The organism is Bacteroides sp. AF25-38AC, from assembly GCF_003602995.1.
GTDB classification, from domain to species: domain Bacteria; phylum Bacteroidota; class Bacteroidia; order Bacteroidales; family Bacteroidaceae; genus Bacteroides; species Bacteroides uniformis.
The window spans coordinates 167863-190149 of record NZ_QTMD01000004.1; the positions used below are offsets into that span (position 1 = coordinate 167863).

13 protein-coding genes are annotated in these 22287 nt (G+C 40.5%); 4 read left to right on the plus strand and 9 right to left on the minus strand.

Annotated features, from left to right (window positions below; translation table 11 throughout):
* Positions 1–6: 6 nt before the first annotated feature.
* Positions 7–2142, plus strand: a complete 2136-nt coding sequence (locus DWY55_RS04385; RefSeq protein WP_009036856.1) for a Tex family protein — start codon at positions 7–9, stop codon at positions 2140–2142.
* Positions 2143–2209: 67 nt separating this feature from the next.
* On the opposite strand, the gene DWY55_RS04390 is transcribed toward DWY55_RS04385, so the two are convergent.
* A complete protein-coding gene (locus DWY55_RS04390; RefSeq protein WP_005827938.1) occupies positions 2210–3106 on the minus strand; it encodes a CPBP family intramembrane glutamic endopeptidase in 897 nt (298 codons plus the stop codon).
* Positions 3107–3218: 112 nt separating this feature from the next.
* Between DWY55_RS04390 and DWY55_RS04395 the strand changes: the two genes are divergently transcribed.
* The gene (locus tag DWY55_RS04395; protein ID WP_005827936.1) at positions 3219–4271 is read left to right on the plus strand and encodes a leucine-rich repeat domain-containing protein; all 1053 of its coding nucleotides are present in this window, start codon (positions 3219–3221) and stop codon (positions 4269–4271) included.
* Positions 4272–4551: 280 nt separating this feature from the next.
* On the opposite strand, the gene DWY55_RS04400 is transcribed toward DWY55_RS04395, so the two are convergent.
* Complete coding sequence (locus DWY55_RS04400; protein ID WP_005827934.1) at positions 4552–6171, minus strand: ABC-F family ATP-binding cassette domain-containing protein; 1620 nt, start codon at positions 6169–6171, stop codon at positions 4552–4554.
* A gap of 221 nt (positions 6172–6392) precedes the next feature.
* Between DWY55_RS04400 and DWY55_RS04405 the strand changes: the two genes are divergently transcribed.
* Together DWY55_RS04405 and dnaJ are read left to right on the plus strand one after the other, a co-directional pair.
* Positions 6393–7025, plus strand: a complete 633-nt coding sequence (locus tag DWY55_RS04405; RefSeq protein WP_005827933.1) for a nucleotide exchange factor GrpE — start codon at positions 6393–6395, stop codon at positions 7023–7025.
* A gap of 11 nt (positions 7026–7036) precedes the next feature.
* Complete coding sequence (dnaJ, locus tag DWY55_RS04410; protein WP_005827932.1) at positions 7037–8212, plus strand: molecular chaperone DnaJ; 1176 nt, start codon at positions 7037–7039, stop codon at positions 8210–8212.
* 64 nt (positions 8213–8276) lie between these two features.
* Here dnaJ and DWY55_RS22570 read toward each other — a convergent pair whose 3' ends face one another.
* From DWY55_RS22570 to DWY55_RS04445, 7 genes are all read right to left on the minus strand, one after another.
* Positions 8277–11102: a DUF4434 domain-containing protein gene (locus tag DWY55_RS22570; protein WP_005827931.1), complete on the minus strand. Its 2826-nt coding sequence runs from the start codon at positions 11100–11102 to the stop codon at positions 8277–8279.
* A gap of 35 nt (positions 11103–11137) precedes the next feature.
* Positions 11138–14308 carry a DUF5107 domain-containing protein gene (locus tag DWY55_RS04420; RefSeq protein ID WP_080545837.1) on the minus strand — a complete coding sequence of 1057 codons (3171 nt, stop codon included), beginning with the start codon at positions 14306–14308 and terminating at the stop codon, positions 11138–11140.
* A 23-nt stretch (positions 14309–14331) separates the two neighbouring features.
* Positions 14332–15009 carry a hypothetical protein gene (locus DWY55_RS04425; RefSeq protein WP_005827928.1) on the minus strand — a complete coding sequence of 226 codons (678 nt, stop codon included), beginning with the start codon at positions 15007–15009 and terminating at the stop codon, positions 14332–14334.
* A 76-nt stretch (positions 15010–15085) separates the two neighbouring features.
* Positions 15086–16186: a DUF4838 domain-containing protein gene (locus tag DWY55_RS04430; protein ID WP_005827926.1), complete on the minus strand. Its 1101-nt coding sequence runs from the start codon at positions 16184–16186 to the stop codon at positions 15086–15088.
* A gap of 57 nt (positions 16187–16243) precedes the next feature.
* Positions 16244–17935 carry a RagB/SusD family nutrient uptake outer membrane protein gene (locus DWY55_RS04435; protein ID WP_005827924.1) on the minus strand — a complete coding sequence of 564 codons (1692 nt, stop codon included), beginning with the start codon at positions 17933–17935 and terminating at the stop codon, positions 16244–16246.
* Positions 17936–17969: 34 nt separating this feature from the next.
* Positions 17970–21077 carry a SusC/RagA family TonB-linked outer membrane protein gene (locus tag DWY55_RS04440; protein WP_005827922.1) on the minus strand — a complete coding sequence of 1036 codons (3108 nt, stop codon included), beginning with the start codon at positions 21075–21077 and terminating at the stop codon, positions 17970–17972.
* A gap of 27 nt (positions 21078–21104) precedes the next feature.
* A complete protein-coding gene (locus DWY55_RS04445) occupies positions 21105–22280 on the minus strand; it encodes an AGE family epimerase/isomerase (protein ID WP_005827920.1) in 1176 nt (391 codons plus the stop codon).
* Positions 22281–22287: the final 7 nt, after the last annotated feature.

Sequence of the window (22287 nt, forward strand, 5' to 3'; positions counted from 1 at the left end):
GAACCGATGATACAACATTTCCACCGCATGATATCTGCCGCCCTCGGCATATCAGAGAAACAAATAGTACAGACCCTCGGATTGCTGAACGATGGTGCCACCATCCCCTTCATCAGCCGCTACCGAAAAGAAGTGACGGGAGGACTGGACGAAGTGCAGATTGAATCCATAAAGACCCACTACGAAAAGCTGAACGAAATCGCCAAACGTAAAGAAACCATCCTGAACACCATACAGGAACAAGGTAAACTGACCACCGAACTTCAGAAACGTATCGAGGAGACTTGGGACAATACCCTACTGGAGGACATCTACCTCCCCTACAAGCCCAAACGGAAAACACGTGCCGAAGCAGCTCGCCAAAAAGGACTAGAACCCCTCGCCACCTTGCTGATGCTGCAACGTGAACCTCATCCGGAGGAACGCGCCGCCAGTTACGTGAAAGGAGACGTGAAGAACGTGGAAGATGCACTGAAAGGTGCCCGTGACATCATAGCCGAGCATGTTAGCGAAGACGAACGTGCCCGAAACAGCGTGCGCAACGCATTTGCCCGCCAAGGCACACTGACCGCCAAGGTGGTGAAAGGCAAAGAAGAGGAAGCGACCAAATACCGCGACTACTTCGATTGCTCCGAATCGTTGAAGCGATGCAGCTCCCACCGCCTGCTCGCCATCCGGCGTGCCGAAGCGGAAGGCCTGCTGAAAGTCAGCATCAGCCCAGACGATGAGGAGTGCGTGGAACGGCTGGAACGCCAATTCGTGCGGAGCAACAACCCCTGCGGACAGCAAGTGGCGGAAGCCGTGCAGGATTCCTACAAACGCCTATTGAAGCCATCCATAGAGACGGAATTCGCCACGCAAAGTAAGGAACGTGCTGATGAGGAAGCCATCAAGGTATTTGCCGAAAACCTCCGTCAGTTGTTGCTGGCTTCACCACTGGGGCAAAAGCGTGTGATGGGTATAGACCCCGGATTTCGTACGGGTTGTAAAGTTGTGTGCCTCGATGCACAAGGAAATCTGCTCCACAATGAGAACATCTACCCCCACCCTCCGGTCAGCAAGCAGAAAGAGGCATTTGCCAAGCTGCAAATGATGATAGAGTCTTATAAGATAGATGCCGTTGCCATAGGTAACGGAACTGCCAGCCGCGAGACGGAGGAGTTCTTGAAACATCAGCGCTTCAACCGCGACATACAAATATTCATCGTCAGCGAGCAGGGAGCTTCCATCTATTCGGCCTCTAAAATCGCACGGGACGAGTTTCCCGACTACGACGTCACCGTACGCGGTGCTGTGTCCATAGGCAGACGACTGATGGACCCGCTGGCAGAGTTGGTAAAGATTGACCCGAAATCTATTGGTGTGGGGCAATACCAGCATGATGTGGACCAAACCAAGCTGAAAAAATCACTGGACCAGACCGTAGAAAACTGTGTAAACTTGGTAGGTGTCAACCTGAACACCGCAAGCAGCCATCTGCTGACCTACATCTCGGGATTGGGGCCGCAACTGGCACAGAACATTGTGAACTATCGTGCCGAAAACGGTGCCTTCACCTCGCGCAAGGAACTGATGAAAGTACCTCGTATGGGTGCCAAGGCGTTTGAGCAATGTGCCGGCTTCCTACGCATTCCGCAGGCAAAGAATCCGCTGGACAATACTGCCGTACACCCGGAAAGCTATTGCATCGTAGAACAAATGGCAAAGGACTTGGGTTGCAGCGTAGCCGAGCTGATAGCCAACCGGGAGCTGCGTCTGAAGATTAATCCGGAACGCTACCTCTCCCCCACCGTGGGCATGCCGACACTGAAAGACATCCTGCAAGAGCTGGACAAGCCCGGACGTGACCCACGCGGACCGATAAAAATATTTGAATTTGATAAGAACGTGCGCACCATCAGCGACCTGCGCGAAGGCATGGAATTGCCCGGCATCGTAGGAAACATCACCAACTTCGGCGCATTTGTCGATATAGGCATCAAGGAAAACGGACTGGTACACCTCTCCCAACTCGCCGACAGATTCATATCAGACCCTAATGAAGTAGTGTCCATTCATCAACATATACGCGTAAAGGTACTCAGCATAGATATGGACCGGAAACGCATACAGCTGACAATGAAAGGAGTGGAACAGAATTAGTGATTAGGGATTAGTGATTAATGGTTAGTGGTTAATGGTTTCCGTATTAATCATTAATCATTAATCATTAATCCCTAATCACTAATCCCTTATAATAGTGTCTTAAGATAATTACTGTACCAAGCACTAAAAGTAGTGAACACAGAATAGAGCCTTCGAACCCGAAAGTTCCTCCATTTATCAGATTTTCTTCCGGAAAGTGAAGAATCAGCAGATTCTTATTGCTAAATTCATTTCCACTGACTTTATATCCCAAAACAGAACCTTGAATCCAGTTCCAGAACCAATGCAAGGCAATGGGGAAACAGAGGTTACGCGTGTATATATAGGAAGCTCCCAAGAAACAACCCGCCAGCATGATATTCAAAAACGGGACGAAGGCAAAGCTGGGATTGAAAAGATGCATCAACGAAAATAACACCGCAGAGATAAGCAATGCCACAAACTTATTGACGCCTCCATCCAGCATACGCCCTAAAATGAAACCGCGTCCAATAACTTCTTCCGTAACTGCCACTAAAAAATAAAGCAAAAGACTCGACAACAACGAAATGGGAGAAAACAAGACCCCTGCCACTTCCACAGCCCCCAACAATAAAGACAAGCCAAAACCAACTGCATACAAGAACACGACAAACAAAGCTCCGTTCAGCAGGCTTCTACCCCATCCCTTCAAAGACAAGCCCAAGCCCGAAAAAGGAAGCTTCCTAAAGCCCAGCACCATACAAGCGGCAATAAGCCCACTGGCCAACATCAAGACTTCATTCAACATCATTAAATAGACGCTCATCCCACCAGCTTGTGTCTTCAACTCAGGGAAAGCAATCGCAAAAGGTATGGCAAACAAAAACAGAAAAATCATAAAAAGTACAGTAAACAGTACTATATCAACGAATGCCAGCCAAATACGTTTTGTTTTACTCATAGCAACACACTCTTCCTTCACTGTTTCTTCCGTCTCCATTTGTATCTCATTTTGATTAATATCCGACAAAAATAATAATAAAAAGAAAAAACTTCATGTATTCCTGCCGGTTTCTTCTTATATTTGAAAAATCAATCTGGAATCGACAAACATGAAACTAAGAAAAATACTTTTAGCCGTTGCCGGACTGGCGTTAATGCTGAATGCCTCGGCACAAAAATCCAAAAGATACTACGTGGCCAAACCTGGCACCCTGGTGGAACTGATGACAGAAGCGGAAGCCAATGAAATCACCCAACTGACCCTGCAGGGCAAGCTGAATGCCGTAGATTTCAGGCATCTACGGGATGAATTCAAAAACCTGCAACTGCTGGACATTTCCAATGCCTCCATCAGCATGTATGCAGGCAAGAACGGGACTTATCCAAACCGTTTTTATGTATATCCTGCCAATTGCATTCCGGCATATGCCTTCTGCAAGCAAATGGACGACAGTACATTTGTAGGTAAGGAGACGCTGACCAGGATTATCCTTTCCGACAAGACCAAGAACATCGAAGATGCTGCCTTTAAGGGATGCAAAAATCTCAAGATATGCCAGATACGGAAGAAAACGGCTCCCAATCTGTTGTCCGAAGCATTGGCCGATAGCGTTACAGCCATATTTGTTCCATTGGGATGCAGTGACTCCTATCGTACCAAAAAGAAATGGGAGACCTTTGCATTCATTGAAGGAGAACCACTGACAGTAAATGTGCAGATTGGTAAAATGGGCAGCCTTGCCAGCGAACTGTTAAGAGCCGGATTTCAGCCCAAAGACGTTAACTTTCTGACCGTTGAAGGAAAAATGGACGAAGCCGACTTCACATTGATACGCGACTATATGCCCAATCTGGTTTCCATCGACATGACCAACAGTAATGCCACTGCAATTCCCGACTATACTTTCACCCAAAAGAAGTATCTGCTGAACGTACGGCTCCCGCAAGAACTTAGAAGCATCGGACAGCGTGCATTCAGTGGCTGCGGCCGTTTGTGCGGCACGCTGGTGCTTCCTGCCAGTGTAACCGCCATTGAGTACGGAGCATTTATGGGATGCGACAACCTGCGCTATGTGCTTGCCACGGGGAATAAGATTACCACGCTAGGCGACAACCTTTTCGGCGAAAGCCAAGGCAAAATTATATATAAGGAGAAACAATAACTCAGACTATTCCCCGCCTTAATAAGAACAAAGAGACTCTTTTAATAGCAAAAGAAGGTGTGTCAGAATGATAGCTAAAAATCATTCTAACACACCTTCTTCTTTTTTTCAATATCGCACAAGCCTTTATTAAACAAAAAAGATATGAAAGAAGAATCGTTCCATCATGGCAGAAATATCGTTCCACCGTGGTGAAAAAATCGTTCCACCATGGTGGAACGATTTTTTCCTCATGATGGAACGATTTAAAATATGCTTATTTAGTCCTTAGCTTCCGTTATCACTTTGTTGCGTACATACGTGCACGCAACTCCTTGATGTGGTCTGAAGTGATGTATTCGTCATACTCCATCATCTTGTCGATAATACCGTTCGGAGTCAATTCGATGATACGGTTGGCAACCGTCTGAATGAACTCGTGGTCGTGGGATGAGAAAAGGATATTGCCTTTATAGGTCTTTAGATTATTGTTGAATGCCTGGATAGACTCCAAGTCGAGGTGATTGGTAGGTGTATCCAGAATCAAGCAATTGGCATTGCGCAGCTGCATACGTGCAATCATGCAACGCATCTTCTCACCTCCCGACAATACGCTTGCTTTCTTCAGCACCTCCTCGCCGGAGAACAGCATACGTCCCAGGAAGCTCTTCATATAGACTTCATTGCCTTCACCGAACTGGCTCAACCAGTCCACCAGATTCAGGTCTGTATTAAAGAATGCAGTATTGTCCAGCGGCAGGTAAGCGGTGGTGATAGTCACACCCCAGTTGAAAGTACCTGCATCCGGTTTCATATTCTCGTTGATAATCTCGAACAGGGCGGTCATGGCACGCGGGTCGTGCGAAAGGAATACAATCTTGTCTCCCTTCTCTACGTTGAAGTTGACGTCGCGGAACAGCACCGTACCATCTTCCAGCGTTTTCGTCAAACCGGAAACTTCCAGAATCTGATTACCCGGTTCGCGTTCGGGCGTAAAGATGATGCCCGGATACTTACGTGATGACGGCTTGATTTCTTCTACATTCAGTTTCTCCAACATCTTCTTGCGGCTGGTAGTCTGCTTGCTCTTTGCCACATTGGCACTGAATCGGCGGATAAACTCTTCCAGCTCTTTCTTCTTCTCCTCGGCCTTTGCCTTCTGGTTCTGCTGCTGACGGAGCGCCAGCTGGCTGGACTCGTACCAGAAGCTATAGTTACCGGCAAAGAGGTTAATCTTTCCGTAGTCGATGTCCACCGTATGCGTACAAACGGAGTCGAGGAAGTGACGGTCGTGGCTTACCACCAGCACCGTATGCTCAAAGTTGGAGAGGTACTCTTCCAGCCAAGTCACGGTCTCCATATCCAAGTCATTGGTAGGCTCGTCCAGCAGCAAGTTATCAGGATTTCCATAGAGAGCTTGCGCCAGCATGACACGCACCTTTTCTTTGTTGTTCAACTCACCCATCAACAGATAATGCTTGTCTTCCTTGATACCCAAACCACTCAACAAGGCGGCAGCATCGCTTTCGGCATTCCAGCCGTCCAACTCGGCAAATTTCTCTTCCAATTCGGAAACCTTCAGCCCATCCTCGTCTGTGAAATCCTCTTTGGCATACAGCACTTCACGCTGCTTCATGATATCCCACAACACCGTGTGTCCCATCATCACCGTGTCCATCACCGTAAAAGCATCCCACTTAAAGTGGTCCTGGCTCAAAACGGAAAGACGCTCTCCCGGAGCCAGCATGATGGAGCCCGTCGTAGGGTCCAGCTCCCCGGAAATCGTTTTCAGGAAAGTAGATTTTCCGGCGCCGTTGGCACCGATGATACCATAACAGTTACCACTTGTAAACTTCAGGTTTACGTCATTGAACAACACTCTTTTACCAAACTGTACTGAGACATTAGAGACTGTAATCATCTTTATATTTACGATTTATTTATTTACAATTTACTATTTAATACCTATTAGTCTGCGAATTGCGAGTGCAAAGATAGTTATTTTTCCATGAATAGACACAGAGAAGCGCTGTCAATCTGACATAAAAGTATTACCTTTGCAGCGTTTTCGGCAAAAATATCCGTTTTGGCAAAGTTTTTGCTGGAGCACTAATATCGTATTAACTTAAACCCTTAACAGCAATGAAAGCTAAATCATTTTACAAGAATAATAAGCATAACAATATGAATCCGAAAGAAAAAGAAAACAACCAGGAAGAGGAGCTGAAAACTCAAGCTACTCCTAACGAATGTGACGAAGAAACTGTCGGACAAGAAACTTCACAAGAAAACGAAGCTCCCCTGACAGAAGAAGAAAAGCTCGCCCAGGAACTGGAAAAGGCCAATGAACAGATTGAAGAGCAGAAGGACAAATACCTGCGCTTGTCTGCCGAGTTTGACAATTACCGCAAACGTACCATGAAGGAGAAAGCAGAACTCATCCTGAACGGTGGTGAAAAGAGTATCAGCAGTATCCTACCCATTGTGGATGACTTTGAACGCGCCCTCAAAAACATGGAGACAGCCACCGACGTAGCTGCCGTAAAAGAAGGCGTTGAACTTATCTACAACAAATTCATGTCTGTATTGGGACAAAACGGCGTTAAGGTAATAGAGACAAAGGAACAACCGCTCGATACAGACTATCACGAAGCCATCGCCGTGATTCCGGCACCCAATGAAGCATTGAAAGGCAAAATTCTGGACTGTGTACAAACCGGTTACATCCTAAACGACAAAGTGATCCGTCATGCCAAAGTGGTAGTCGGAGAATAACATAAAACTGTATGGAAAAAAGAGATTACTACGAAGTATTGGAAGTCGAAAAGACAGCAACGGTAGAAGAAATAAAGAAAGCCTATCGCAAGAAAGCCATCCAATATCATCCGGACAAGAATCCGGGCGACAAAACAGCCGAAGAGAAATTCAAGGAAGCGGCAGAGGCATACGACGTACTAAGCAATCCGGACAAGCGTGCCCGCTACGATCAGTTCGGTCATGCCGGACTGGGTGGTGCCGCCGGTAATGGTGGTCCGTTCGGCGGCTTCAGTGGAGGCATGTCCATGGACGACATCTTCTCCATGTTCGGTGACATCTTTGGCGGACACAGTGGAGGAGGTTTCGGCGGTTTTGGAGGTTTCGGCGGAGGCGGTGGAGCACAACAACAACGCCGTTACCGTGGTTCGGACCTGCGTGTCAAGGTGAAACTGAACCTCAAGGAAATCTCTACCGGCGTGGAAAAGAAATTCAAACTGAAGAAATACGTGCCTTGTACCCACTGTCATGGTACGGGAGCCGAAGGTGACGGTGGTTCAGAGACCTGCCCGACTTGTAACGGCAGCGGCACGGTAATCCGTAACCAGCAAACCATACTCGGCACCATGCAGACAAGAACCACCTGCCCGACGTGTGGCGGTGAGGGCAAAATCATCAAGAACAAGTGTAAGGAGTGTGCCGGTGAAGGCATTGTATACGGTGAAGAAGTAGTAACCGTAAAAATTCCGAAAGGCGTTGCAGAAGGTATGCAACTCTCTATGGGAGGAAAAGGAAACGCAGGCAAGCACAACGGCGTGCCGGGAGACTTGCTGATTCTTGTAGAGGAAGAACAAGACCCGAACTTGATACGCGATGAAAACGACTTGATTTACAATCTGCTCCTCAGCTTCCCGACAGCAGCCTTGGGTGGTGCGGTAGAAATTCCCACGATTGATGGAAAGGTGAAAGTAAAAATTGACTCAGGTACGCAACCGGGAAAAGTGCTCCGCCTGCGCGGCAAAGGTTTACCCAACGTGAACGGATACGGCACGGGAGATTTGCTGGTAAATGTCAGCGTATACGTACCCGAAACGCTGAACAAGGATGAGAAGAAGGCGCTGGAGGAGATGGAAGAATCGGATAACTTCAAGCCAAATACTTCGATTAAGGAGAAAATATTCAAGAAGTTCAAGAGTCTGTTCGACTGATAAAAAAATAGAGATAATAAAGAAGGCCTCCCAATATGCACTAAAATATCGGGAGGCTTTCCTATTATCTGATTACTGGATTAACAAATAATTCATCCATATACACCGGCGTATCTGCCTCAAAAGCAACTTTGAGATAGCGGGTATTGACATCTATACCTTCAAACAAGACTCCGTCAATCCAGGCATCATGCTTGGCATTCTGGAAGGAAGGAGTGTCTTTAATAGATAATAAACGATACGAGTCTCCATCTAGTGAAGCATATAAATAGACTTTCGAGGGCAGTCTAATACCTCCCGGCCTATAATTTAACATACGCAGTAAAACGTCATGGAGCTCCATTTCCTTTTGCAAATCAACCTGCAGCTCATGATATCCCTTATTAAAGATTATCCAACAACTGTCTCCGGTGTTTTCCTCAGCAATCAAGCCATCCAATAATGCCGATGGAGTCTTTTCGTCCCTTATCATCTCAGGTGTCGCACCATTAGCCAATTTATCAAGGAAAGAAGCTTCAAGCAATTTCCAATATCTCGTACCCCGCTTCCAATCCATATAGTTCTGAAAAGTACAATTGGACCAAATAGGTTGTCCTAACTGAAAAGATGACATCGGATTCTCAATGATGCCACAAAACATGAAAGAAACAATATTCTCCACTCCCGCTGCCGATGCTGCTGCTTGCTGAGAAAGTAAGCGTGAATAGGCAGCCGGAATCAAAGCAGAAGTGCGGTCGTTAAGCTCATCTTCCCACGTAAACGTTTCACAGTTCGCCCATAAGGCAATATTCAGTTTATCATGAATAGTCCGCAGCTTTTGCCAGTTTTCCTTCAAGCGGACCAAAGGAAACTTTTCCCTCACACATCCCACTTCATCTTGATAGGTTATGACATCTACCTTTAGCCTAGACAACCGCCTTTCATATTCCGGATCATCAAAATCAGAATCGACCATGCCATAAGGAGAAATCAGAATTTTCTTATTCGGAGTCAATCTACGCGCCTGCTCTGCCAAAGCATTGACCGCATTCACAGCATGCTCAGAAAGTATAGGACACAAGCAATCCTCAACCGGTAAATACCATCCATAAAGCGCTTTATGTGTCCTATATATGGACGCCAACTCCTTCATCATATCCAATTGCCTTTGCTGAATCACCGGATCGCGTAAATTATCATCCTGGTCTTTAGCCCAGCCAATACTCATAAAAACCTTCATGCCTAGTCGAGCTGCCGCATCCATAATGGCATCCACCGGGCTTTTTCTATTCTCAGAATACGCCCACGGCATTAGTTTTGAAGGATAATAGGCTTCCCCTTCATTAGCTACTGCCATAAAAACTAAATATTCCATCCCCATATCTGATAATTCCTTCACCTTCTGTTCCCACATTCCAGGGTCAGTATTGTCAAAATATTGCAGATTGGTATATTTATTACGTACATCCTGATAAGCTAGATTTATCCATGTACCGGTAATTGGCTTTACTTCGGAAACAATCTTGTCTTTACCTTCTTTTTTTTGTTCGTTCAAATAGTCCAAGTATCCGTTAAACAAATCAATTGTCTCTTTTTCACCTATACAGACAGACATTTCCGGATCATTAAATACACCAGGAAACTGATAACACAAAATAGTCTCAAAATTCTCAAATTGATTTAAGTCTTGAATGATTCCATCTATAGGCCGAGGATATAATGAATTATCCTGGTTGAATAAAAAAGCCTCCAAATCAAACCATAAATGAGCTTTCGCTTCATCACATACTTTTTGTAATAAATTTGCAGCTTCAAGTCCTTTTAAATCTTCTTTAGGCATTCTAGCAAATCCAAATGGACATAATATATCCAGATGCTTCAATAAGTCCGGATAAGTATCCATTCCATTAGGAATATCAAAACTATTGGTAGCCAGCATCATAGGTTTCCCTGGTGCAAAAGTATTACAGTAGGCCTTAAACTCTTTAAAGAAGGTTACAATATCCTCCTTCCTCTTCTTTCTCATCAACGGACTCTTTTCCCAATTATCTAGCCCTCCTCCACTCTCTTCCGAAATATAAAACCCATAAAAGGACTCGTGATGTCCATACTTTTCCCAAAGCTCTTTAGCCACTCGTTTATGCCATTCTAGAGATTCAGTAGTAAAATCAAACCAAGCAAACATGCCAATTCCTAGAAATACATTCATATTTCTCCTATCTGCCTCTGTCAATATAGCCTCAATAGGATCATCAGCCTTGATATCCATCCGTCCCGGATACAGATTTGAAGGATAAAAGGCTTTACCAGTATAATTTGTGACATTTACAGAATGTTTGCCTGCATATTCTTCATTGCGAAAAACCTCCTGAATAACGATAATATTCATATTCAACTTATCCATGGCTCTCACCATCTCGCCCCAATGGCTATCCGTCATTTCCTGAAGTTTTTTGTTCCAATATTTTCCCTCAGTCTCACTCCAGTGATAGATGCCAGTCCAAGCACCAGAAAGTCTCTGAGTAGAACGAATATCGGACTTACAAATTTCAATATCCTTAACTTTCCTATATAGCTTATTTTGACTTTTAACCTTAAAGATTACTCGATTTTGGCCTATCCTCTTTTCTGTATCTACAATAGAACAAACAGTCTTTGACTGACCGGGCAAAAGTTTGAAAGTAGAACGACATATCAGATGTTCATCATCTTCTTTATTCCAATACAATGAAACAATATACATTTGCTCTTGACTGCTCTTATTTACAACTCCTCCACGAATATCAAGATCAACTTGATTCGTTACAATAGCAGGAGGTATCAATGTCAGATGAATCTCATTATCTGCATATAAAGAAATAGGTATAAGCCAGAAAAAGAGCAAAAAACATATAGTTACGAAAATACACATTGCATTCTTATTATATAATAAACAAGGTTAGAATTTTATTTTTTCAATATACGACTCAATTTTCTTATCAATTTAAAGTTATAATCCCTATAACCAACATTCCATGGAGCAATTTCTTCCGTTTCTTCATACTTATTAAGTATCTCTGTTGCCTTTTTCTTTTCATTATTATAAACCAATATACACCACTGAGCTATTTCATTATGTACATGTTTAACTTTCCATTCATTCACAAGACTATCTGCCATGTCAACTTTTCCTAAGTTACGCAATGCCAGCACAACCAAAAGGTTATTTGAGTCAAAATAAGCTTCAGACATATTGCTACTTGCAATTTGAGAGAACAATTTATCTGCTTGCATACTTTGCCCTTGTTCTACATACGCAATAGCTGCCATATAGTCTTCCAAGCGAGTATCTATCAACTCCTCATCAGGCTTTCCTACCCCCAAGTTCTCCGGCCATTCTTGTGTTTTCTCTATCATTGTTAACATTTTGGCATACCTACCATCTTCCCATTCTTTCATAGCTTGATACAGACAAGCCCTGCGATAAATATCACGTCCAATATACGATCCCTCATAAGGAAGTACCTGTAACTTCTTCAGACAATTGAGACTAGCCATATACTGTCCACTCTCACAAAGAGCCATTGCATATTTTAATCCAATATAATAGTTATCTGGATATCTCTTATAAGCATTCCTTCCCACTTTTACAGCCTCTGCCCATTGCTCATGATCAACATAATAATTTAATAAATAGTACTGTGTTCTCCATGATTGATCAAGTTTTTGAGCCATGAGCAAATCGGGCAAACCAGACTTATCCTTTCGCAACTCAGCACGACTTAAATAAAAAGCAGCATAATCAGGAACATCTTTGCAACTATTCAATAAATTTAAAGCACAACATGTATTGCCAACACTCCATTGAATCAGCCCACGATAATAACTTATTTTCCAATTATCAGACAAACCTGCTGCCCATTCCAAAACTTTCAATGTATGGGCACGAAAAGGAAACACCATTTTAGGAGACTTCTTATTAGCCTCATCCAAAAATACCATTGCCCCCTTTTCATCCCCTTTCAAATGATATATATAGGCCTTCTGATACAAAGCTATTGGATAAGTATCTACAAATGATAGAAGTGTAATAGCTTCATCCAGACAGCCAATAGACTCATACCATACAGCCATTTCCATATAAGTCTCGAAAGAGAGCTCATTACAAATAAGAGAACTGAATTCTTCAGCAGTCGAGGCTTCCAATAAATACTCTTCAAATCGAACCCAATGTAGCAATGGCAACTGTTCTGTCATTTTTTCTATTTCACTCAACGCTTTTTCCGCATGATTACTTTTTCTGTAAAGGACAATCAGCAACTGCTTCGCATATAAGTTCATTTGATTATACTCCAAACTTTTTAATGCATATTGCTCAGCTTTTTCCCAATTTTCCTCTCTCATATAAAGTTCACCCAACTGCTCATAAGCAGCCGTACGAAAACCTGGAGAAAATGTTGCCACGGAAAAGCCATCTTTGGCATCTGCCAGATTTCCCATAGCACGACTACATAATCCATACAAATAGTTGGCCTCTCCATGATAAGTATCTAAACTCAACACTCGTTTTACCAATTCACAAGCATCAAGATACATCCCTTTCTTATAATACAATGAAGATAAGCTTACCAATGCCGGAATAAAATATACATCTTTCTCTAGAGCTGCTTTCAAATATTTTTCCGCATTTCCATACATTTTCTGATTTAGCCAGTCTTTACCCTGCATATAAAGCCCATATGTAGAATTCCAGTCAAAATCAGCTGGTAGTTCTTTCGGACGGTTCAGTTCATAATCATTTTTTATCTCTGAATAAACCAATTCCTTATTCCCTATTATAATTCTGAGCTTTCCTTCCGGAATATCAAAAGGCAAAGGTATATTAAAATACTCAGGAGTTAATATTTTAGCTTTTATAGGCATCTTCATCAATAATTGCCTGTCATTGTAAATTTCCATATCGGTACAAATATCTTTCAGAGCAGATAAATGAACTTCAATATTTTTTTCAGAGTGCTCTACATATATAGCGCCTAGCGGACTTGCTTGAGAAAGACCACCGATCTCGGCTATAGGAAACCAATATTCAGTCCATTGGTCTGTCATCTGTGCAGCAAACTCATTATGATTAAATGGTGTAAAACCGCTGGTCACACTTGGCTGATTATACATTCTACCAGATTGTAGTTCCGCATATTGCCCACTATCATCAGTCAATAGTTCTTCCCAGATGGCCCCTTCACGTGAAAAACTCCAAAGATAAAATTTCATCCCCAATTTCTCATCATAATTGGAGTAATGAGCTGAACCATGTTTTTCATTATGCCAATAAATCCCAAAATAATCATTATAATCACCTATTATATGTAAAGATTTAGAAGCACCAAAATTATTATTATCATACCACGAGACATCTCGCCCCTCCTCATCAATCGGATAAGGATGCAAATCTCCCGAATGTCCTATACTATAAGTACCTGGATAATAAAATCTTGTTCCAGTTTTAGTAGCATAACCAGCATTCATCCATTGGTAATAAGGTTGATCAATAGAAGACTGATTAAACCAAGTTGTGTGCGTTGTGAAATAAGCCTTGTCCTTAGGTAAATTAATTTCGACATTCCAGACTGTACGCGTAATCCACTCATAAGAAAATATATGACAACTAACACTACCATCCACATTCTTTTTTGTAAGATAATCTATAGGAGTACTACATGTAGGAGCATGACCAATAATACCAAAATTAAATTCTATACCTCCCGATGTCCAGGGTCCTCTCATTGCCACATCACGAAATTTCACGACTCCATTAGTGTAAACAAATTCTTTATTATTAACTTTGTCTATGGCTCCCCAAATTTTCCCTCCGATTTCTGGAGTTACAGTTAGTTTCACATAATCATTTTCCAAAACAACCATTTTCCACTGCTTCTCCTGCGCTTGCATAGAAAAACCATCAAAGCGGAAATAAGGATAATAAGAATTATTAGGTGTCGCAACTGGAGATGGGTCTGAAAAAGGATAAGTCTTTGCATCACAAGTCCTTTCATAAATTTGTGCATCACTTTGTGCACAAAGACTACCATTAAAACAACACGCAAGAAACATAACAGATAAAAAAGTATTTCTATACATAGCGATCAGTTTTTAAGATATAACTATTTTTTCATACAAGGAAATAAGATATTGGGTTTATGAAAATCTGGTTTAGGCTCATTTATACTCACAGATGAATACCAAATAACCGTATTAGGCGTTGTAAAATCTGCTCTGAAAACTCCCATATAAAACTCTTCTAAATCAATTCCCAATTCCAAAAGTTCTGAAACAGACAGTCTGCCTGCAACGATATACCCTTTTTCATCTTTTATGGAACATATTTCCAGACTCTTAAAATTCCATTCATAATCAAATTTTCTATAATAGCTAGCTGAATAATCCATAACATGCCCGCTAGGATCTATCTCCATACAATAATATTGTCCCATATCTTTTGAAGCCGAAAAAAAGATTTCCACACGATCCTCAGCTTCAACATCAGACTCTTGAACAAACTCACGACACATGATTGGAGTGGCATCTGCTACATTAAAACTAAAATAAAAATATTGTGAAGAAAAGAAACACCTAAATACCGTCTCATCCTCCAAATAATCCCAAGGAGCGAAAAATGGTTTTATAGCCTTAATGGTATACCATCCCTCCCAATTGATCAGAGTCTCTAGCGGAGGGTCTTCTTTCTTCGCGTCTATGGAATAAGGAATAATTGGAGAAGTACAACTATACAGGATCTGAACAAATAAAATTATTCCTAAAAATACAGAAAACTTTCTCATAGTTCTTTTTATGCTTCTTATTTATTGTAGAATTACAAGTAGCATACATTGCTACTCGTAATTCTATTCATTTATCTTATTCCGGTAAACGATAATTCTTCAGACCATCACCATACTCTTGTACAAAATTGACATTCTTATAGGTTTCATAGTATATAGCATCGACATAAACTGCATATGCAATAATATTACGAATACCATAATGTGCATATGTGTTGATATCCGAAAGAAATACATTTTTATTCCAAGGTAATTGTACCGCTGGCTTTTTCCAGTCACTAAATAAAGACACATCCATCCAATATTCCAAAACTTGTGCCGTTTCTTTAGGGAAGACTTTTAAATTAGCCTCTAATGCATCAATATATTCACCATGAGTAATTGTCATTCCATCCCGAATAGCATCACGTTCTCTCAAAGGCTTATCCCAACGACGATTAAAAGGAGCAAATTCCAAAAAAATATCATTCTCTGGTTTTACAATTTCCGGTGCAGGAATAGTACCTTGATAAGCAAGATGTGCCAACTTTGCTTGTGGATTAACTTCTTTCAAAGCCCTTATTATCTGATTCTCTATCAACAAAGCTTGATCACTATCATTGTATTTATCACATAATTTGCAATGGCATCTCTTTCCGCCATCATCTAACCAGTAATAATATTTATTATTACTAGAAGTACATTTTTGGGCGGCAACTTTTGCATTAGCCGCTATTATACTCAAAGCCTCTTCCGATGAAGGACAACAATTAAAATCTGCTGTACGTTGACCGTTCTCATCCATACGGAAATATGCTGGATGCTCCTTGAACAAGTCTCTTGGCAACAAAGTCGCCATCATATGTTCTTGGTATTCAATATCAATAGACTTTTCACGACATTTTGAGACGAACTCCTGGTATTCAGCAGAATATATGTCAGCACCAAAAACACTAAGAGTAGTAATACCTGCATTTTCTGAAAGTTTTAACCAATCCAGAACTTCTGGTTTCTTGACGTCATCCCATGAAAGAATAATCCCTCTTGTTTGAAAAAACACATCGCCTTGAGACTCAGAAGAAGCCTCCCCTTCTTTATCTACATTTGTTTCAGTCTTTGATGAACATGATACTTGACCTAATGCCATAATACCCATCACGAATACTACACTCATTTTAAATATAAAATTCTTTCTCATAATTATCTATTTCAAAATAAAGTCATTTTTATCTTATAATCTAATATTCAATCTCTGTTAATTCCATCCTGGATTCTGAACTAAGTTACGATTTTTATCTATTTCAGACTGAGGAATAGGAAATAAATAATGTTTAGCCTTATCAAATACACGGTTTTGAAATACTGGATAACTATATGTTCCATCTGCATTTACCGTTATCTTATGCACCTTTTTATTATCAACTATTTCTGCAATTTTCCAACGTCTAACATCCCAAAATCTGTGATTTTCAAATGCCAGTTCCACACGCCTTTCTTGTCTGATCTTATTCCTCATCTCATCTTTAGTCAGATTTGCCGGTAAATCAAGTAATTGAGCACGTCTACGAATCTTATTAACTGCATTATAGACTTCTGCTGTTGGGCCTTCTGCTTCATTCAGTGCTTCCGCATAATTAAGATAAAGCTCTGCCAATCGAATAATTGCAAATCTTCGATACGAATTCCCCGATCCAGTCGTCAAATTATGTTGCTCCCATAAATACTTTCTTGTAAAATAATTAACTCGTGGTACACCACCTATATTAATATTATCTAGTCCAGTTGGAGATACATCAACCGCTCTTCCCTGCCATTGAGCCCCATGATAGAGGATACTTACATAAAAACGTGGATCTCTACCTTCAAATGGATGTACTGGATCATATCCAGATTTCAGATTAATAATCTGGTTATCATTCTCATCATAACCTAATACTGGGATCTCGCCTGTTGCAGCCATCTCATAAGAATCTACCATTTCCTGCAAAGGGCCATCTACATACCATCCTCCATATCCTAAAGGAAAACCATACCAATTCCACCAAACACATTCACTTCCACCAGAGTTTTTGCACCAAATGACTTCCGGATTAACCGTTGCAGAAAAAATATCAGCGTAATTATCAGCCAAACGATAACCATTTTGTTCAGCATAATCAATAGCAGCTTTTGCAGTACTTGCAGCCGTTTGCCATTTTGTAATGTCATTTTCTGGATTCCAATACTGACTTGCATAATATAATGTCAGCCTTGAAGCCAAAGCTTTTGCTATCGTTTGAGTAAAACGTCCCAATTGGCTTTCATCATGATTCGCCGGTAACATACTAGCAGCCGTTTCAAGATCTTGAAGAATAAAATCCACTATTTCACTAGCAGAAGCTCGTGTCAAAGTCGTACCAGTAGTTTCTCCTAAATCAATAGGTTTATCAACTATAGGTACACCACCCCACATGGTAAACAGCTGAAAATAGTAAAATGCCCTCAGGCCATAAGCTTCTCCTAACAAACGTTGCTTTCTGTTACTTGTACCGCCGGTAGAAACTTCATCAGGAATCAAATCATAATTACTCATAAAAACATTAGCACGTCTGATACAAGCATAAAAATCAGTCCAAGAACGTTGCATAGGAAATTGAGCCGCATTCCAGTTCCCATTGTTAAAATCATAGGGGGTTTGCGTAACGCCAGCAGTCTGTTGATATCCGATTTCATCTGTACCGCCTCCTAACTTATAGCGTCCTCCCAAATCTTCTGTACAAGTTTGGAAGTCCGGTAAAAATGTATAAGCATTGTTTAAGTATTCTTCAGCAGTTTGTATTTTCTGAAAAACTTCCTCCTCAGTAATACGGTCACTAGGATCTCTATCAAGAAAATCATCACATGAAGCAAATGAAATTAAAATAGAAAATCCGCACATGCTTTTTATAATAAAATTAATAAGTTTCATAATTATACTTTATTTTAATTATAATAATTAGTAATTATAACTCTACGTGTATTCCGATATTAAATACACGCTGTAAAGGATATGCCAATGCAGCACCACCTGCAGACTCCGGATCGCGATCCTTCAACCACATCTTATCCCAAACCGCCAAATTTTGTCCATTCAAATAGATACGTGCTGTAGAAATCCGCAATGAACTCAAAAACTTTTTAGGCAATGTATATCCAATTTCTACATTTCTTAATTTTATATAATCAGTATTTTGTACAAAATGATCTGTTACAACAGTATTATTCGTTGTTGAATGTGCAGCAGGTATACGTGCATTCTTATTTTCAGCAGTCCATCTCTCCAAATTGATTTTGCTACTTGGATATGTATATAAATAAGCAGTTCCACCTGTCGATGCATTCATCAGCATACTAAAATCAAAATTCTTATAGGTCACTCCTAATGATAGTCCACTCATACTACGAGGCACATTATTCACTTTAATAGGTACTCTATCAAACGCATCAATAACTCCATCTTTATTTGTGTCTACATACTTAATATCTCCAGGAACTACTGTACCAAAACTTTGTGTTGGACTATTTCTGATATCCTCTTCATCTTGAAAAAGTCCCGCCGATTTATATCCAAGTACATAACCAATTTCATAACCTCTCAGATCTTGATAATCAAAAGCTGGTATCGGTTCATCATTCTCAAGAACTTTATTACGCGCATAAGTCATTTGCAAATTAGCGAAAATTGACAAATCTTTATTTATACGCTTATTAAAACGAAGCTCTGCCTCAATACCTTTATTCTCTACTTTACCAGAATTCCTAGGAGCAACATTAGTTATACCAACATAATCAGGAACATCTCCAGGAGTAGTCAAAATATTATTTCTTTTTTCCCAGAAGTAATCAAAAGTAAACTGCACAGCATTATCCTTAAATAAGGACAAATCAAAGCCTACGTTACCTTTCGCTGATTTCTCCCAAGTAACAAATTTATTACCAACTCTACTCTCATTATATCCAGCTACTGATTGTGGAGACACTCCAAATTGATAGGTTCCCATAGCAGTTCCACCAGGAGTAAATTCCGTAATATACAGCCAACGTTGTCCACCAATTTTATCATTACCCACAGTTCCATAAGATCCTCTTAATTTAATTAGTTGGATCCATGATGGTAAAGATATAAATTTTTCATCACTCAACACCCATCCTGCAGAAAATGAAGGAAAAAAACCATAACGCTTTTTAGGAGGGAAATTTTCTGAACCGTTATAACCAATATTGGCTTCTAAATAATAACGAGTATCAAAATTGTAAGCAATACGGCTACTGATTCCTTGATAAGCATATGGGAGTTCGGCATTTTGCGAACGTAAGGTTCTATTTCCTAAAAGTTGTGCGCTAATTTGATGTTTCTCCGCAAAAGTTCTATCATAATTAAGACGTACATCCAGATAAGTATAACGCTCCACCCAACGGCTGTCAGTAGTCGATAAGCGAGATTTTACACTATGTGGTTGATAAATAGCTTCACCAGTAGCATCCTTGCCTTTATACCAAAATGAATCAAATGATTGTAATCTTGTCGTATGCTGATAGTTATTGCTTTCAAAGCTAAAATAAACCTGAGCACTCAATCCTTTGGTTATAAAATCTAATTTATGTTTTGCCGACAATGTTCCTGACATCACATTTGTATGCCTGGTGTAATAACCACTCTGAGTAACAATGCCATAAGGGTTCTGCTGAAAAGGAATTTCAAGGGCGCTACCAGCTCCCAATGTTCCATCCGGATTAAATACCGGTTGAGAAGACGGAGAACGCGTTGTAATAACACTAAACACATTAGAAAAATCACTACCAGGTCCAACACGAGTTTCCAGTCGTCCGGCCAAATCAATACGTATATTCAGCATTGAAGTTGCGTCCAAATCAACATTGGAACGAAAATTATATCTATCAAACTTACTTTTTACACCATAATTCTTTTCAAAAATATCCTGATGTTTCAAAAGAGTCCCTTGATTTACATAGCTTCCGGAAATAAAATATCGCAGTTTTCCCAATGCACTTCCTGATATATTGATATTATATTGGCTCTGCATAGAGTTCTTCTTCAAAATTTCATCAAACCAGTTAACGTTAGGATATAAGTAAGGATCTGAACCATTTTTAATAATATCCAATACTTCCGGCGTATAGCGTTCAGTCTGTCCATCATTCATATCCATATCTCTATAATAAAGAGCTTGCTCATAAGAACTCATTGTTTCGGGCAGACGAATAGGTTGCTGAACCGCTTGTTGAACAGTAAAAGAAATAAGCGGTTTTTCACGATCAACTCCTCGTTTAGTAGTCACAACAATAACTCCATTAGCACCTTGTATACCATAAAGAGAGGATGAAGACGCATCCTTCAAAATTGTTACAGACTCAATTTCATTAGCATCTAACTGATTAAAATCTGTTTGAGAACGAGGTAAACCATCTATAACAACTAGCGGGTTTGATGTCCCATATGTACCGACACCACGGATAAATAGAGAAGACGCATCTTCGCCTGGCTGTCCAGAAGTCTGTACAGTAATCAATCCTGGCAATTTACCCGCCAAAGCATTACTAAGATTTGCAACAGGACTCTGTTTTAATTCTTTCGTTTGAATTGTAGATATAGCCCCTGTCACTGAGCGCCGAGTCTGTCTATTATTCATACCTACAACCACTACTTCATCTAGAAATTGCGAGGATTCTTCTAATATAATATCGAAAGAAGTTTGCTGTCCTATCTTTATTTTTTTCTCATCAAAACCAATAAATGAAATACTTATTTCTGCATTTTTCGAAACTGATAATGTGAACTTACCATCAATATCTGTAATAGTACCATTACCCTTTTTATTCAGTTCTACAATGTTGGCACCAATAATTGGTTCCCCTTTGTTATCCTTTACTACTCCAGTTATTTTAATACTTTCTTGCAGAGAGAAATATATACCTTCCGTTTCATTCGCATATGTTTCCCAAACAGAATACGCAAAAGCCTTTTCACCTATTATCCCCAATAATAGGAATATACACAAGGAGATATACTTCCTTGAAAAACAATGTCTAACGATTGTGTTTTTTTTCATGATCTTATAGAAATTAAGTTATACAAATTATATATTACTCTTTAATTGTTCTAAAATCTGCCAGCATTGATATAGCCCTCGTGGAACATGAAAACATCCCTTCCATTTGCCACCTTTCAAAGGCAATAGAACTTCACCTCTACGATTCAAATACCCAAACCACTCTGGATATTCAGTATCTTTGAAATGACTCCATGTATAGTCATGCACTCGCTCAAACCACTCCAAACAATTTTTATCACCCGTCAATTGATATCCCTTTAGCATTGATATCAATGTTTCAATATGAACCCACCATAATTTCTGATCCCATTCCAGTTGCTGTGGAGGACATTTATCACGATCCATGAAATAGACAATCCCACCATACTCCTTATCCCAACCATATTCAGCCATTGTTAAAGTAATATCTTTAGCTTTCTCTATTAATTCTGGACGATTCAATCGTTTACCTAAATCCATTATAAACCACATCGCTTCAATAGCATGTCCTGGAGTCACTTGCCGTCCTTCAAATGAATCAGAAAGTTCCCCACTAGCAAGTACATTTTCTACAATAATACCTCCCAACTCCGGGCGGTAAAAGACCTCCATTACTTCATGAATACAAGTATCAATTGTACTCATTAGAAATTTGTCATCCAGAAGATGCTCTATTTCTAAAGACAGATTACAAAGGATCATAGGCAAGGCAAATCCTTTTAAATTGCGGGTTCCTGGATAAAGTTTATTCCATTTACCTTTAGGATTATCCACCTTTGATAATACAATATCAAAAGTTCTTTTGGCAATATCTGCATACTCTTGATTACCTGTAGCTAAGCTAAGTTGCCCGAAGGCCATCGTAGCAAATGTATAAGAGAAGATATTATAGGGTTCCACCAAAGGAGCCCCCTTCCGGTCCAAAGAAAAATACCAGTTATAATTGCCATCATGACCATGCTTTTTCAAGAATTCACCACCTTGAACTGCACAATCCAGCCACTCTTTCTGCTTTTCCACTTTATTATAAAGCATGGAAAATAACCAAACTTCACGGCCTTGAAGCCAGACAAATTTATCCGTATCGAATACTTCACCTCTACGATTCAAACAAGTGTAATAACCACCCTGCTCAAAGTCTTGCGAGCGATGCAACCAGAAAGGAAGTACATTTTCAAAAAGTTCATTTTTGTACTGCGCTGCTAACTGTTTAAAGTCCATAATTCAT

Bases quoted from the DNA above. Each gene is read 5' to 3' on its own strand.
- DWY55_RS04385 (WP_009036856.1), top strand. From the start codon at position 7: ATGATACAACATTTCCACCGCATGATATCTGCCGCCCTCGGCATATCA.
- DWY55_RS04390 (WP_005827938.1), bottom strand. From the start codon at position 3,106: ATGGAGACGGAAGAAACAGTGAAGGAAGAGTGTGTTGCTATGAGTAAA.
- DWY55_RS04395 (WP_005827936.1), top strand. From the start codon at position 3,219: ATGAAACTAAGAAAAATACTTTTAGCCGTTGCCGGACTGGCGTTAATG.
- DWY55_RS04400 (WP_005827934.1), bottom strand. From the start codon at position 6,171: ATGATTACAGTCTCTAATGTCTCAGTACAGTTTGGTAAAAGAGTGTTG.
- DWY55_RS04405 (WP_005827933.1), top strand. From the start codon at position 6,393: ATGAAAGCTAAATCATTTTACAAGAATAATAAGCATAACAATATGAAT.
- dnaJ (WP_005827932.1), top strand. From the start codon at position 7,037: ATGGAAAAAAGAGATTACTACGAAGTATTGGAAGTCGAAAAGACAGCA.
- DWY55_RS22570 (WP_005827931.1), bottom strand. From the start codon at position 11,102: ATGTGTATTTTCGTAACTATATGTTTTTTGCTCTTTTTCTGGCTTATA.
- DWY55_RS04420 (WP_080545837.1), bottom strand. From the start codon at position 14,308: ATGTATAGAAATACTTTTTTATCTGTTATGTTTCTTGCGTGTTGTTTT.
- DWY55_RS04425 (WP_005827928.1), bottom strand. From the start codon at position 15,009: ATGAGAAAGTTTTCTGTATTTTTAGGAATAATTTTATTTGTTCAGATC.
- DWY55_RS04430 (WP_005827926.1), bottom strand. From the start codon at position 16,186: ATGAGAAAGAATTTTATATTTAAAATGAGTGTAGTATTCGTGATGGGT.
- DWY55_RS04435 (WP_005827924.1), bottom strand. From the start codon at position 17,935: ATGAAACTTATTAATTTTATTATAAAAAGCATGTGCGGATTTTCTATT.
- DWY55_RS04440 (WP_005827922.1), bottom strand. From the start codon at position 21,077: ATGAAAAAAAACACAATCGTTAGACATTGTTTTTCAAGGAAGTATATC.
- DWY55_RS04445 (WP_005827920.1), bottom strand. From the start codon at position 22,280: ATGGACTTTAAACAGTTAGCAGCGCAGTACAAAAATGAACTTTTTGAA.